The sequence below is a fragment of the Pseudomonas sp. HS6-2 genome (assembly GCF_049325675.2).
GTDB classification, from domain to species: Bacteria; Pseudomonadota; Gammaproteobacteria; order Pseudomonadales; family Pseudomonadaceae; genus Aquipseudomonas; species Aquipseudomonas putida_N.
Window position 1 is genome coordinate 5471302 of the sequence record NZ_CM143906.1, and the last position, 13838, is coordinate 5485139.

Sequence of the window (13838 nt, forward strand, 5' to 3'; positions counted from 1 at the left end):
GGCGTTACTGGCGGGAGATGATCAGGTTGCCGTGGGCGCTCACCCTGGCCACCCAACCCGGCGGCACCAGCGAGGTGGAGTCGTGCTGCATGAGCATGGCCGGGCCTTCGATGTACTGGCCGGCGTGCAGCTTGCTGCGGTCATAGCGTGGCGTGGGCAGGCACTGGCCATCGTCGAACCAGGTGTCGCGCTCGTAAAGGAAGGCCTGGCCGGTGTCGCTGTCGACCGCCGCCGGCAGCGGCTGCCAGGCCAGCTTCTCGGACTGGGAATGGCCGATGACACGCAGGCTGACGACTTCCACCGGGGCATCGGCGTAGCAATAGCCGTAGTCCTGCTCATGCACTTGGTGGAAATGCGCCATGACCTGGGCAATGGCCTGGTGGTCCACCCTGCCGCCAGGGATCAGGGCACGCAACTCGAAGCCCTGACCGTCGTAGCGGCATTCGGCGATGCGGGTCAGCTGCATGCAGGCATCGTCCACGCCATCGTTGCGCAGTTGTTGCCGAACATTGGCTTCCAGTTCCTGCAAGGCGCTTTCGAGCCGATTCAATTGCGTGTCGTCGATGGTATTCAGGGTGCACAGCAACGAGCGCAGGGCCTCGTACTGCAGGTCGGTGGTCAGCAGGCCTGCGGCGGCGGTGATGCCCGGCGCTGGCGGGATGAGCACCGACTTGGCATTGACCTCATCGGCCAGCGCCGGACCATGCACCGGCCCTGCCCCGCCGAACGGCATCAGCACGAAATCGCGGGGGTCGATACCACGGGCCACCGAGTTGGAACGAATGGCCAGGGCCATGTTGTTGTTGACCACCCGCAGGATGCCCAGGGCCGCCCGGTGCACGCTAAGGCCCAACGGCTTGGCGATCTTCGCCTCGATGGCCTGGAACGACAGCGCCGGGTCGATCTTCAGGTCGCCGCCCAGCATCTGGTCCGGGTCCAGACGGCCCAACACGATGTTGGCGTCGGTCACGGTGGGCTCCTCGCCACCGCGGCCGTAACAGGCCGGGCCGGGGTTGGAACCGGCCGAGCGTGGGCCGACCTGGAAGCCACCGGCCGGGTCGATGAAGGCCACCGATCCGCCACCGGCACCGATGGTGATCAGGTCGATCATCGGCACCAGCACCGGGTGCCCGGACACGTAGGAGTCGCGCGGGTTCATCACCTTGATCTGGCCATCGACCAAGGTCGAGATGTCCGCCGAGGTACCACCAATGTCGACGGTGATGATGTTGCGCTCACCGTCGAGCCCAGCGAAGTAATGCCCGCCCATCACGCCACCGGCGGGGCCGGACATGAGGATGTTCACCGGCCGCTCGCAGCAGCTTTCAACGGTGGCCACACCGCCGTTGGACTGCATGATGCGCAGGTCGGCCTGGATGCCGTTTTCACGCAGCTGGCTGGCCAGGTGGGTCAGGTAGTGGGCGGTGCGCGGTCCGACGTAGGCGTTCATGGCCGTGGTGGAAAAGCGCTCGTACTCGCGCATCACGTCCACCACATCGGTGGAGCAGCAGACGAACGCCTCGGGCATCACCTTCTGCACGATGGCCTTGGCGCGCAGCTCATGGGAGCGGTCGAGGAAGGCGTACATGAAGCCGATGATTACGGCCTGCACGCCACGGGCCTTGAGCAACTGCGCGGCCTCGCGGACTTCCTGCTCGTCCAGCGGCGTCTCGACCTGGCCATGGGGCGGTAGGATGCGCTCGTTGATGGCGATGCGGTTACGCCGACGCACCAGCGGTGTGCTCTGCCATGGCACATCGAACTGCAGCGAGAAGTTGTAGGGCCGTTTGTGCCGGCCAATGTGCAGAATGTCGCGGAAGCCCCTGGTGGTGAGCATGCCCACCTCGGCGCCATTGTGTTCGATGGAAATGTTGGTCGCCACCGTAGTGCCATGGACGATCAGGTCCACTTCTTCGGCGCCGATTCCGGCCTTGGCACACAGCTCGAGAATCCCGCGCATCACAGCGATGGACTGGTCTTCGAGGGTGGTGGGGACCTTGTGGGAAAAGATCCGCCGGCCGATGGAGTCGCGCTCCGTGGTTTCCAGGATCAGGTCTGTGTTGGTACCGCCGACATCTACGCCTATACGGGCCATTCTGCGTCACTCCTGGTGATCGCGAATGCACTCGGCAACTGCGCCGCCGAGCCGATTCGCACGTGGGTCTTATGGTTGTTGTTGAGGTGCGGGGGCCCCAAGCGGGGCCTGTTTTTTTTATGCCAAGGGGTTGGCGGGTTGATCGGCGGCGTGGCTCAAGGGGCGCCCCGCCGTCTCCGGCAACGACAGCCCGCCCGCCAGGGCGAACAGGGCGATACCGGCCAGGTAATAGGCCGGCGACAGCGGGTCACCGCTGCGCTCGATCAGCCAGGTGGCGATCAGCGGCGCGGTACCGCCGAACAGCGTGTAGGCCATGTTGTAGGTGATGGCCGAGGCGGTGTAGCGACTGCGGGTGGGGAACACTTCCGACAACAGCACGGCCGTGACCACACCGCACAGCACCGCGCCGATGGCCAACAGGAATGCCCCCGCCAATGCTGGGTAGAACAACCCGGAGCGCGCCAGCAGAAACGCCGGGTAAATGGTCAGCACCAGCCAGGCGGCAGCCGTGACCATGGTCGGGCGCCGGCCAACGCGGTCGGAAAAGCGTCCGGCAAAGGGGCAGCAGGCTGCGGCGAACAGCAAGGTCAGCAAAGAGATCAACAGCGCTGTGGGCTGCGGCTGGCCGCCTTGCAGTTGCAGGTAGGTCACGAAGTAGGTGGTGCACATGTAGAACGACAGCGCGGTCAGCGAGATGAACGCCGCCAGGCAGCACATCGCCCCGCCCTGCTCGCGCAATGTCTGGCCCAGCGGTGCATGCACGGCACGCTCGGCGCTAGCCAGCGCCTTGAACGCCGGCGTCTCGTCCAGGCGCCAGCGCAGGTACAGGCCCACCAGCCCGAGGGGCGCGGCGATCAGAAAGGGCAGGCGCCAACCGAAGGTTGCCATCTGCTCGGCTGTCAGCCAGCGGTTCAGGGCATAGGTGACGATGGCGGCGGCCGCGAACGAGGCGAAGGTCGACACCAGCGCGGCACTGCCATAGCGGGCGCGCTGCCCGGCCGGGGCGTGCTCGATGAGGTAAATGCAGGCACCGGCGTATTCGCCACCGGCGGAAAAACCCTGCACACAGCGGATCAGCGTCAACAGCAACGGGGCGGCCAGGCCGATGCTGGCATAGGTCGGCAGCAGCCCGATCAGGGTGGTGGCTGCGGCCATCAGCAGGATCGTGATCGACAACACCCGGCGCCGCCCGAAATGGTCCCCCAGCATGCCGAACACCAGCCCGCCGAGCGGGCGGAAAGCAAAGGCAACGGCGAACACGGCAAAGGTCTTGAGCAGCGCCGTGGTGCTGTCACCCGAGGGGAAGAACAACTGGGCGATGGTGGTCGCCAGAAAACCATACAGGGCAAAGTCGAACCACTCGACGAAGTTGCCGATGGACGCGGCCCAGACCACGCGTTTCAATTGCTCCGGCGCGACCGGCTGCTGCGACGTACCCGACATATCCACCTCACTGTCTGTTGGAGAACAAGCGATTGGCAGTTCGAAACCTTCACGCAGCGAGTGGGCTGCAGGCGCAGCCCTCAAGCTCAGTCCGGGCGGGCCTCTGGTGGGCCGTCACCGTCAATGTGCGCCCTGCGCCTCCAGCCCCCGACGGCTGAACACCAGCGAGGCATTGGCCCCGCCGAAACCGAAGCTGTTGGACATCACGCAATTCACCTGCTGCCCTTCGCGCACGCTGCGTACCAAGGGCAGCCCCTCGACCTGCGGGTCGAGCTGTTCGATGTTGTGCGAAGCCGCCATGAAACCGTGGCGCATCATCAGCAACGCATAGATCGCCTCGTGCACCCCGGCCGCCCCCAGCGCGTGCCCGCTCAGCGACTTGGTCGAGCTGAACGGCGGCAGTTCACCGTCGAAGGCAGCCAGTGCCGCCTGCAGTTCCACCAGGTCGCCGGCCTGGGTGCTGGTGCCATGGGTATTGAGGTAATCCACCGGTTCGGCGCAACTGGCCAGGGCCATCTGCATGGCGCGCAGTGCGCCGTCGCCGCTGGGGGAAACCATGTCCTGGCCATCGGAGGCAGTGCCATAGCCGATCACTTCGGCGAGGATGGTCGCCCCGCGCGCCTGGGCATACTCCAGCGCCTCCAGCACCAGCACCCCTGCCCCGCCGCTGATAACGAAGCCATCACGGGCCACGTCATAAGGGCGGCTGGCAGTGGCCGGCCGGTCGTTGTAGCCGGTGGAAAACGCGCCCATGGCGTCGAACATGCAGCTCTGGCTGAAGTGCTCGGCTTCGGCACCGCCAGCAAACACCACATCCTGTTTGCCGAACTGGATCTGCTCGAAGGCGTGGCCGATGCAATGGGCGCTGGTGGCGCAGGCCGAGGCGATGGAATAGTTGAGGCCCTTGATGCCGAAGAAACTGGCCAGGCACGCTGAGACCGTACTGGTCATGGTACGGGGTACACGGTACGGCCCCACCTTGCGTACGCCCTGGCTGTGCAGCAGCTGGTTGGCCTCGACGATGTCTTCGCTGGAGCCGCCACCCGAGCCCATCACGCAGCCGGTGCGGGTGTCGGCCACCTGCTCGGGCGTCAGCCGTGCATCGGCGATGGCATCGGCCATGGCCAGGTAGCCATAGGCTGCGGCATCGCCCATGAAGCGCCGGTGGCGCCGGTCGATGCGCTGAAAGTCGACCTCCAGCCGGCCGCTGACATGGCTGCGCAGCCCCGCTTGCGCATAGGCCAGGTTGAAGGCGATTCCCGAGCGCCCCTGGCGCAATGCCTGGAGGACCTGCGCAGGGCTGTTGCCCAGACATGAGACGATGCCCATGCCGGTCACGACCACGCGGCGTAGCCCGATTGTCTGCTTCGATAACATGCACTGACTCCACAGGTTCAGAACTGTCCGGGCAACCTGGCTGGGTTGCCATGGACTCGAGTCTAAGGGGCGGCTTTGATTCTGATAATTCGTATTTCGTTAGCCATTGATACCGAATTTGGCATCAGTAATTATCCTGCGCCCATGGCAAAGCACCCCGCCCGGCCAAAGCCGGCGGGGCATGATGAATGCCGTTGCTAGAGGGTGGCGTCAGGTAAAGCGTTCGACCTGCGCCGACGTGCGGCGCATCAACACCTTGCCGTTGCGCACCGAAACCAGTGCGTGGCCCTGGCTGCGGACCATCTCGTAATCATCCGGCGCCGACAGCAGCAGCAAGTTGGCCGGCCGCCCGACCTCGATGCCATAACGCTCCCCAAGGTTGAGGGTGCGGGCACTGTTGTCGGTGATCAGATCCAGGCTGCGTTGCAGGTCTTCGTAGCCGAGCATGTGGCAGATGTGCAGCCCGGCTTCGAGAATGCGCAGGATGTTGCCGTTGCCCAGCGGGTACCACGGGTCGACGATGGAGTCCTGGCCGAAGCACACGTTCATCCCGGCGCGGTCGATCTCGGCCACGCGGGTCAGCCCGCGGCGCTTGGGGTAAGTGTCGAAGCGCCCTTGCAGGTGAATGCTCTCGGTCGGGCACGAGATGAAGTTGATGCCCGACATTTTCAGCAGGCGGAACAGCTTGTAGCAGTAAGCGTTGTCATAAGAGCCCATGGCCGTGGTGTGGCTCGCCGTGACCCGAGCGCCCATGCCACGTACCCGGGCCTCTTCGGCCAGCACCTCGAGGAAGCGCGACTGTGGGTCGTCGGTTTCGTCACAGTGCACGTCCACCAGGCAACCGGTGCGCTCAGCCAGCTCCATCAGGAACTTCACCGACGACACACCCTGATCGCGAGTGTTCTCGAAATGCGGAATGCCACCGACCACATCGGCGCCCATGGCCACCGCTTCGGTCATCAGGGCCCGGCCATTGGCGAACGACTCGATGCCCTCCTGGGGGAAGGCGACGATTTGCAGGTCAACCAGGTGGCGTACTTCCTCGCGCACCTCGACCATGGCCTTGAGCGCGGTGAGCTTGGGGTCGGTCACATCCACATGGGTTCGCACGTGCTGAATGCCATGGTCCACCAGCATGTCGATGGTCTTCTTCGAGCGCTGCTTGATGTCGTCGTGGGTGGTGATTTCCTTGCGCTCGGCCCAGCGTTCGATGCCTTCGAACAAGGTGCCGCTCATGTTCCACTTCGGCTCGCCGGCGGTGAGGGTGGCGTCCAGGTGAATGTGCGGCTCGACGAAGGGCGCCACCACCAGGTTCTGTTGGGCGTCCAGGTCGTCGGGGTTGGCCAGCACCGCCACATCGGCCTGGGGCTCGATGGCGGCGATACGGTCGCCGTTCAGTTCGATACGAAACAGGCCCGACTTGCCACGCAGACGGGCGTTGATGATGTTCATGCTGTTACTCCTTGCATTGGGCTTCGCTCATGCGCCATACCAGCATGGCGACCGAAGCGTTCATACGAAATAGCGGGTCGTCGAGTGACTGCCCACTCAGTTGTTCGATACGTTGAATACGTTGGTTGATGGTGTTGCGGTGCAGGCCCAGACGCTGGGCGGCCTTCAGGCCATTGCCGTTTTCCTTGAGCAGGGCGTCGAGGGTATGCACCAGCACATGGGGGTGCTTGCGGCCGGGCGCGATCAGTGGGCCAAGGGTTTCGGCGACGAAGTCGTCGATCAGCGAGCGATCGACGATGCCTTGCAGCAGGCGCAGCACGCCCAACTCGCTGAAGTCGCAGAAACCGGTGGCCGGGCGCAGGTTCTGCGCCACTTCCAAGGCCTGGCGCGCTTCATTGAGCGCCTGGCGGTAGTGGGCGCAATCCTCGGCCAGGCGCGACAGGCCCATGAACAGGCCCAGTTCACCGACCACGCCCGCCAACTGCCGGTGCAGCGCGGCCAGGGTGGCGTGCAGGCCGTGGGCATCGGCCAGTAACAACACGAACAGGTCACCCGGCAATTGCGCGGTCACAGTCCCCGGCCTGCCACGACACCAGGCCTCAAGCTGATCTTCCAGCGCCTGGCGAATGCCCTGCCACACGCGCTCGCCCTGGGCCAGCCCATGGCGCTCGAACAATCCATCGACGCCAGACAGCCGCAGTGTCACCAGGCGCCGTGGCTCGTCCAGCGCCAGCTCAAGGTGCGCGGCCCGCTGCCGAGCGATGGCCAGGCTCGGGTAGTCGCCGGTCAGCAACTGGCCGAGGATGTCATTGCGCGAGCGCCGCACCTGGGTCATCTGCACCAGGGCCGTACCGATCAGGTGAGTGACGACCACCATTTTCAGCGCATACGGCTGCTCGATCAGCGGCAGCCCCAGTTGCTCGGCGCGCTCGATCACTACAGGCGGAATGCCGTGGATGAACGTGCCGCCGGTGAGGATCACCATGCCGGCAATGCCCACGGCGTCGCCATCTTCCACCAGGCTCAGCAGGTTGGCCTCGCCGCGTGGGTGGTTGATGCCGGTGACGAACACCAGCTCGCCGCCCATCACCCACTCGGCAATGCCTTCGTTCTCGGCCACATACGGCCAGCGCACCCGCCGCTGCAGGTTGCGCGCGCCGGCCCGGACGGTCATGTCCTGCAGGCCGGGCAGGTGCAGGATTTCGTCCAGCGCCAGGCTCACGGTTCGACACCCGCCTGGCCCAGCGCCCGGCGCCGGCCGCTCAGTTCAAGCATGACGATGTAGCACAGGGCCGAGGCGCCAATGCCCACCAGCGGCGCGACCCACGGCGAGGCGTAGGCCAGCACCGCACCCAGCGCATAGGACCCGAGGCCCAAGAAGTTGTAGCGCGGCAGCTGCACCGAGGCCAGCGCCGGGTACTTGCCGCGGTGGCGGTACCAGAAGTCGGCCATGATCACCCCACCCACTGGCGGAATGATCGAGCCCAGCAGCACTAGGAACGGGATCAGCATTTCATACATCCCGCCAATCGCCAGCACGATGCCCACCGCTGCCGCGACCAGCGTGGCGATGCGTCGACGCTCGCTGCGCAGCAAGTGGCAGGCCGCTGCCGAGACGTTGTAGATGGTCGGTCCCTGGATGGTCCAGAGGTTCAGGCAGAGCATCACCACCGCCGCGAACGACAGGCCTTGCAGCATCATCACTTCGACGATGTCGGCCTGCTGGTAGACCATCGCGCACCAGGCCCCGGCCACCACCATCAGGCCGTTGCCGAGCAGGAAGGCGACGATGCTGGCCACCACCGCCACCCGCCCGCTGCTCGACAACCGGGTCCAGTTGGTGGCCTGGGTGGCACCGCTGGCGAAGGTGCCGAAGACCATGGTCACCGCTGCCGAGAAGGTCATGGTTTCATGCGGCACCACCGCCGCCAGGCCGGCAAAGCCCCCGGCATCGGCGGTGGCGATATACATCGAAACCAGCAGCAGCGCGAACATCAGCGGCACCGACACCCGCGACAGCAGGTCCAGGCCCTTGAAGCCGATGATCGCGGTAATGCTGAAACCCAGGCCGAACAGCACCATCAGCGGCACGGTGAAACCACCCGCCAGGCCCAGCAACTTGACCAGCACGATCGCCACGGTCGCGGTGCCCCAGGCGTACCAGCCAAGTTCGGCGAAGCCCAGGATGAAGTCGGAAAGCCGGCTGCCCGCCTCGCCGAAACAGAAGCGCCCCATCAGCACGCTGTTCAAGCCGCTGCGCGAGGCGATGAAGGCCAAGGCCGCCGCGTACAACGCCAGCAGCGTGTTGCCGATGGCGGCGACCCACAGCATGTCGACGAAGTTGAAGGCCATGCCCAGCTTGCCACCGGCGAACATGGTGCCGGTGAAGAAGGTAAAGCTGAACAACACCATGGCAATGGGCAGCAGCCCTTTGCGCGAGGATGGCGGGGCTTCGCAAAGCGGGAATTCGGTAGGTGAGCTCATGGCACGGTGCTCCGGGTTGTCGTTGCGACTAGGGGAGCAATATGCGGGCCGCTTTTGCCAAGCGCGAAAAACAGGAAATTTGCGGGCAATCGGCACAACTTTACCTGTTCACCTTGCACACTATTTTGCCGAATTGATGAATTAAACCTGTGCGTTAAGACCTGTTTTGATGCGGGCGCGCACCAACGCGGAACAGCACTGGATAGTTTCCACGCAGCCTGCCGTCGGCGGTGCGCGCCGGCCGTCATTCGCTGGCGCTGACATCCACCTCTTCCAGCTGTCATCCGGATCGAAGCGTTTCATGGCCTTGGCAATCTTGTCGCCCTGTGGCCCCAGATCCTTCTCGAACACCTGGTCGTCGTGGCTGATCATGAAGCTCATGACACCGCTATCGTTGTATTTCGCCGGCCAGGCGACCAGGGCGAAGCCGCGGCTCATCTGGTTGCCGATCAGGTAGCTGTAGGCGCCGCCCGGGGCCGACGAGCCTTGGCCATCAAGGATGCGGAAGTGGTAGCCGTACCAGGCATCGCCCACCACATCCTTGCCGAACAGCGGCCCCAGCGGGCTGATCTCGCCGCCCTCTTCGTCCTCCCAGAACAGGCCGTCATGCTTGCCGGGCGTGCTGAAGATCTGCTGGGCATATTCCAGCGCGCCGTTGCTGTTGCGGTCCTTCGAGGCGTAGTCCATCTGCGCGTCGTGATAGGCTAGGACCGACTGCAATGCAGCCAGCTCGTTACGGCCGATGCGCCGGGCGTGGATTTCGGCGCTGCCGGCCTTGCGGTCGAAGCGCCAGCCGTTGGTAGCCTTGGTCAGCCGAACCAGTTCTGCATCAGATGCACGCTCAGCTAGCTTCCCGACCGTAGCATCCAGTAGCGGCCGAATGCGGCCGACAGTACTTGCCTCAGCGCGAATCGTCTCCAATGACCGTTTCAAAGCGAGTGCAGCCACTGTCCCAGCATCTGTGTCGGACACCTTGCGCATGTCGCGACCATTTAGGCCAGGGTTCAGGTTGGTTTCGCTGAACGGGTGATCGGCCGGCAGGCTGGGCTCATCGACATGTTTGTTCGGCACCTCGCAGGGGAATGGATCGATTAGGAATCCCGGAAACCTTCCTTGCCTGCCCCTTGCGCAAGCAACGAGCTCCTACCGGTTTGAGCCGCAGATGTTGATCATTCTTGACCAGGTAACGCATGGCGCAAAGCACGTTAGCCCGCCCATTCAGGTCCCGCCTGTGGATCAGGCCAAGCCCCAGCCTGTCTTGGTATTTATCTTTTTCGAGGTTGCAGTTGTGGAAGTAGCCCTGACCACGGGTAATACGCTCCCATAGCTCACCGATCCGCTGAGCCCTGTAGATATCGGCACTCACTTCAGCACCGTTAAAGAAGAACGCTGCATGGATGTGATAGCCCCGGTCCTCGCCTTGCTCGACGCTGCAAATGTAGCCAATTTCATGGTCGAAAATTAGGTTGCGTTCACGCTCAGCTATCAGCCGATTCAGATCGTCGAATACGCGCTCCACACGCAACCTCGCCTGGACCTCTGCACGGTAATACAGATCAACCCTGATCACGCAGATCCGGGCGTAGCGATCAAACATGGCATCAACGTAGCGATCGACTTCGACCTCTTGCTGAATCGCCTGGTAGCGCTGATCGTGCTCCCTACGCTTGAATCTCTTTTGGGCAAGGAGTGTACGGATGCACTTGGTCAGCTCGTTCAGCGTCTCACTGGTGCTCAGATAGCGCGTTTCACCCTCGTTCAAGCAGGTGATGCCAAAGGGGCTGCGCTCAATCCCAATGGCCTGGCAGGCTTCCTGAAGAAGGCTCAAGTGCCAGCTGTACTGATACGCCACATCTCCGTCGAGCAGCGCGACCATCTGCACGATCCCATCGAAGTATTTTGAAAGCATGGTTTCTCTGACCTGTTCATCTCCATGCTTTGAATATGAGATTCGGCAGGCCTGGCTATCTGTACGCTGGATGGCGTTGATGAGGCGCTCAATTCGAATTGCGATATCGGACTGGGATTGGAGGGTGTTGGCGTTTTGTTTGGTCATGGCTCTGTACCTGGTGAGTGGTTTCGCATACCAGGTACGGGATGTGTATTTATTAACCGATGACCTAACCCGGAGGCAGGGTGATAGTGCCGGTGTGGTTACTAAAAACTCAGCCTATCGAGTATTGACACGGTGATAGCCTAGAACTATATAACTAGATCCCGCTCCAAGACTCAGCGATCACCCCAGGCTGGCCTGGCAATGGGGAGCAACATTACCGAGCCTGCCGAGAGATTCACCCAATCGCATCCTGGGAGAGTTAGCTGAGAGCGCTGGACTTTCCAAGCGGCATAAACGCCATGACCAGCCTTAGCCGGTCATGGCGTAGGTGATAGTTCTAGCTAGCCATACTCAGGTGGCCGGTGGGGCGCACCGCAGCCCCCTCTGCCAGGTCCCGCTCCTCGATCCTTGCCAGGATCCAGTCATGCACCTCGCTATCGACCCAGCCGACACAGCGGTCGCCCAACGAGACCGGCTTCGGGAAGGTACCTTCCGAGATGTGTTTGTAGATGGTCGATCGGGCAAGACCAGTCGAATCGATGACTTCTTTCAGGCGAATGATCCTCATGAACGGGGCTCCTCATATTCGTTCAGAGGATCTGCAGGAGCAGTAAGAAATAACCTGAAGCCCCGTCACCTACTCGGTTAGCAAGCCAAACTCATAGCGGTTCCACACATCCAGGTCAGCCTCGCTGTCGAACTCACGAAGAAACCCGCCCCGGACATCCTTGTACACAATGCAGCAGTTCTGATTCTCGGGAGCCGGATAGACGATCAGAGAAACGACCTCCAAGGCATCATCGCGCCCTTCTGGCTTTGGCACAGGTATCAGCCTAATCACCTGGGGTTGGTACCCCGACCATGCCTTGCCATTGAACTTCTGCTTCAAATGCTCGGCCCACTCAAACGCCACCTCAAAAAAGTGATCGAGCACTCCAGGCCAGTAGTAGCCAGCCTCGTCCTGCCCCGGCTTACCGACCTTCAGTTGATCTAACTCTCGACCAATCATGCCCTCCAGAGAAGCAGGAATTTCGCCGTACCTTTCGCCTGGCCTTCCCCATGTCAGGGACAGCAGATGCGACGTGTACCAGGCCAGCTTGTGATAGAGGACATCCAGCGCAGCAGGTCCCAAAGCGAGAAGAGCTCTTGCTACATCAGGCTGCGTAAGCCCGCTGGTCAACCGTTCATAACGGGACTGCTTAGCTTCCGCGTAAACCAGCACTGCGCAATGAGGGCGCCGCGCCCCCATCTGCGTGTGGTCAAGGTTCAGGTAGTAGGTACTGGGAACCTTGGCTCCAACGAAGAAACCATTGGATACACCCGGCACATGAACACGTATGAAGCCCAGGCTGACTAGTCGCCTCACCTGATGTTTGAGCGCAATCGGATTCAGGCCCGTCATTGCACGAAGCTTCGCCTCCCCCACCCCGGCCACAACCCCGCACTGATCGGCAAAGGTTAAAAGGGCAGCCAAAAGCACTCTCGTGGCTGTCCCCAGGCGTCCACAAGCCCCAGGTGCTGCCGGCCGCCCGTCCTTGCATACCTGTTTGCGCGCAACCTTCTCGCTCCCGGTATCTGTTTCAGGCCGAGGTCCCTCGGCATAAATCTCCGGCTCATTAAAGAGACGCAGGACCAGGTCCCGATGAGTAAGCGAACTACCTCTTGGCTGGGCAAGCAGATCGAGGAGGTATTGCGACGCCTCATATTCCTGCCCCGGACGACCCACCTTGTCAGCCTGTTTTTTGGCCACTAACAGCCCAGCTTCGGCTAACTCCCGCACTGCGTCTCTGACCAATCTATCCGTCAAGCAGAGGAGTCTCGCAACTGGTTTGACCTTGAACGAGGCGGTCAAGAGTGCCTGCTCTCGGCATATCAGGGCTTGCAGGAAAAACCTAGACTCTGCACCAACCTCTAGGTCTTCATAAAAAGCCAGAAGATTAGCCATTTCACCTACCGAAAAACTGGAAATTTAGATCACGTTTTATACCCTATAAAATCAGCTTATCAATATCATGTAACGTATCTGTTAACTACGTCGATAACATGACCGCTAACATTTACAAAAATTCTGATCAACAGACCTACCATCAGGTCATGTAACACCGTCCAGTAGTGAGGCGACTGATCGCACCCTGAATATGGCGACGGAGAAGGAAACTCGAAAATGAGCGAGACCGAAGCAGCACCAGGCTGGCTGAACGAGAAGGACAGAGGAGAGTGGCAATGGGCAGCAAGTTACCTATCGAGCCGGTGCTCTCCGTCGCTGCAAGGCAAGATCAGCTTCCTTGCCGACAGTGGTTTCAGCCATCTGGTCAGATCGATCCATGCCCTCGAATCCGAGGCTGAAGGTGTAAAGCTCATCGAGCGATTGAGAAACGCCATCAGACAAAGGCGGTATCGATTAGCCAAAGGCGGCAGAAAGACTTGCTCCTTCACGCTCCCACTCGAAACCAAGACCACACTCAAAAGCCTCGCCAAAGGGCACAAAACAACCGAAACAGCGCTGATTCAGCGCTTGATCGAAGTCGCCGCCCAGGCAGCCGCAGAACAGAAAGAGGTGATGCGTCGCGACGCTCAAATGGCCAAAGTCACACGCAATGCGCGCAAGCTTACGCAGGAGCTGGACAAAGTTCGGATTGATGAGACCAGAAAGCAGCTGCACCACTGCATGAAGCAGCTCGCGCGGTGGGAAACCTTTCTAAAAGAAGAACTGCCCGAGCTATCCTACGAAGACGAAGCAGCCGCAACAGCTCTTGCAGAACGCCGAATGCGTGTAGTCCAAGAGGCCATCGATGCCTCCGTCGCCAAGCATGAGATGCTGAGCCCGAGGTCAGTCTGAGCAAATTTCGAGCCTGCCACCTAAATCCCAAGCCATGGATCTTCTCAGCGCCCCGACATCCTGAGTTCAAATCCAGCCGCCCGGTATTCCAA

At 61.9% G+C, this 13838-nt stretch carries 11 protein-coding genes; 1 reads left to right on the forward strand and 10 read right to left on the reverse strand.

What is annotated here, in order from left to right:
• Positions 1–4: 4 nt before the first annotated feature.
• From ACOKS3_RS25585 to ACOKS3_RS25630, 10 genes are all read right to left on the reverse strand, one after another.
• Positions 5–2095 (reverse strand): hydantoinase/oxoprolinase family protein, encoded by a 2091-nt coding sequence (locus tag ACOKS3_RS25585; protein ID WP_023101487.1) that lies wholly within the window; start codon positions 2093–2095, stop codon positions 5–7.
• Positions 2096–2212: 117 nt separating this feature from the next.
• The gene (locus ACOKS3_RS25590) at positions 2213–3538 is read right to left on the reverse strand and encodes an MFS transporter (protein WP_009683512.1); all 1326 of its coding nucleotides are present in this window, start codon (positions 3536–3538) and stop codon (positions 2213–2215) included.
• Between the two features lie 120 nt (positions 3539–3658).
• Positions 3659–4915: a beta-ketoacyl synthase N-terminal-like domain-containing protein gene (locus ACOKS3_RS25595; protein ID WP_280076033.1), complete on the reverse strand. Its 1257-nt coding sequence runs from the start codon at positions 4913–4915 to the stop codon at positions 3659–3661.
• A 210-nt stretch (positions 4916–5125) separates the two neighbouring features.
• Positions 5126–6367: a cytosine deaminase gene (gene codA / locus ACOKS3_RS25600; protein ID WP_422764603.1), complete on the reverse strand. Its 1242-nt coding sequence runs from the start codon at positions 6365–6367 to the stop codon at positions 5126–5128.
• A 4-nt stretch (positions 6368–6371) separates the two neighbouring features.
• Positions 6372–7589 (reverse strand): PucR family transcriptional regulator, encoded by a 1218-nt coding sequence (locus ACOKS3_RS25605; RefSeq protein WP_023101489.1) that lies wholly within the window; start codon positions 7587–7589, stop codon positions 6372–6374.
• Positions 7586–8851, reverse strand: coding sequence for a cytosine permease (codB, locus tag ACOKS3_RS25610; RefSeq protein WP_023101490.1), 1266 nt, complete (start codon positions 8849–8851; stop codon positions 7586–7588). The genes ACOKS3_RS25605 and codB overlap by 4 nt, the downstream gene beginning before the upstream one ends.
• Positions 8852–8992: 141 nt before the next feature.
• A complete protein-coding gene (locus ACOKS3_RS25615) occupies positions 8993–9832 on the reverse strand; it encodes a DUF2950 family protein (RefSeq protein ID WP_079279884.1) in 840 nt (279 codons plus the stop codon).
• Positions 9833–9899: 67 nt separating this feature from the next.
• Positions 9900–10907 carry a YagK/YfjJ domain-containing protein gene (locus ACOKS3_RS25620; RefSeq protein WP_009683505.1) on the reverse strand — a complete coding sequence of 336 codons (1008 nt, stop codon included), beginning with the start codon at positions 10905–10907 and terminating at the stop codon, positions 9900–9902.
• Between the two features lie 337 nt (positions 10908–11244).
• A complete protein-coding gene (locus ACOKS3_RS25625) occupies positions 11245–11475 on the reverse strand; it encodes a helix-turn-helix transcriptional regulator (protein WP_009683504.1) in 231 nt (76 codons plus the stop codon).
• 69 nt (positions 11476–11544) lie between these two features.
• Positions 11545–12852 (reverse strand): hypothetical protein, encoded by a 1308-nt coding sequence (locus ACOKS3_RS25630; RefSeq protein ID WP_031635429.1) that lies wholly within the window; start codon positions 12850–12852, stop codon positions 11545–11547.
• 219 nt (positions 12853–13071) lie between these two features.
• On the opposite strand from ACOKS3_RS25630, the gene ACOKS3_RS25635 reads away from it, so the two are divergent.
• Positions 13072–13746, forward strand: coding sequence for a hypothetical protein (locus tag ACOKS3_RS25635; protein ID WP_009683502.1), 675 nt, complete (start codon positions 13072–13074; stop codon positions 13744–13746).
• The last annotated feature ends 92 nt before the right edge of the window (positions 13747–13838 follow it).

Coding starts and splice junctions, on each gene's coding strand:
- ACOKS3_RS25585 (WP_023101487.1), bottom strand. CDS start 2,095: ATGGCCCGTATAGGCGTAGATGTCGGCGGTACCAACACAGACCTGATC.
- ACOKS3_RS25590 (WP_009683512.1), bottom strand. CDS start 3,538: ATGTCGGGTACGTCGCAGCAGCCGGTCGCGCCGGAGCAATTGAAACGC.
- ACOKS3_RS25595 (WP_280076033.1), bottom strand. CDS start 4,915: ATGTTATCGAAGCAGACAATCGGGCTACGCCGCGTGGTCGTGACCGGC.
- codA (WP_422764603.1), bottom strand. CDS start 6,367: ATGAACATCATCAACGCCCGTCTGCGTGGCAAGTCGGGCCTGTTTCGT.
- codB (WP_023101490.1), bottom strand. CDS start 8,851: ATGAGCTCACCTACCGAATTCCCGCTTTGCGAAGCCCCGCCATCCTCG.
- ACOKS3_RS25615 (WP_079279884.1), bottom strand. CDS start 9,832: ATGCGCAAGGTGTCCGACACAGATGCTGGGACAGTGGCTGCACTCGCT.
- ACOKS3_RS25620 (WP_009683505.1), bottom strand. CDS start 10,907: ATGACCAAACAAAACGCCAACACCCTCCAATCCCAGTCCGATATCGCA.
- ACOKS3_RS25625 (WP_009683504.1), bottom strand. CDS start 11,475: ATGAGGATCATTCGCCTGAAAGAAGTCATCGATTCGACTGGTCTTGCC.
- ACOKS3_RS25630 (WP_031635429.1), bottom strand. CDS start 12,852: ATGGCTAATCTTCTGGCTTTTTATGAAGACCTAGAGGTTGGTGCAGAG.
- ACOKS3_RS25635 (WP_009683502.1), top strand. CDS start 13,072: ATGAGCGAGACCGAAGCAGCACCAGGCTGGCTGAACGAGAAGGACAGA.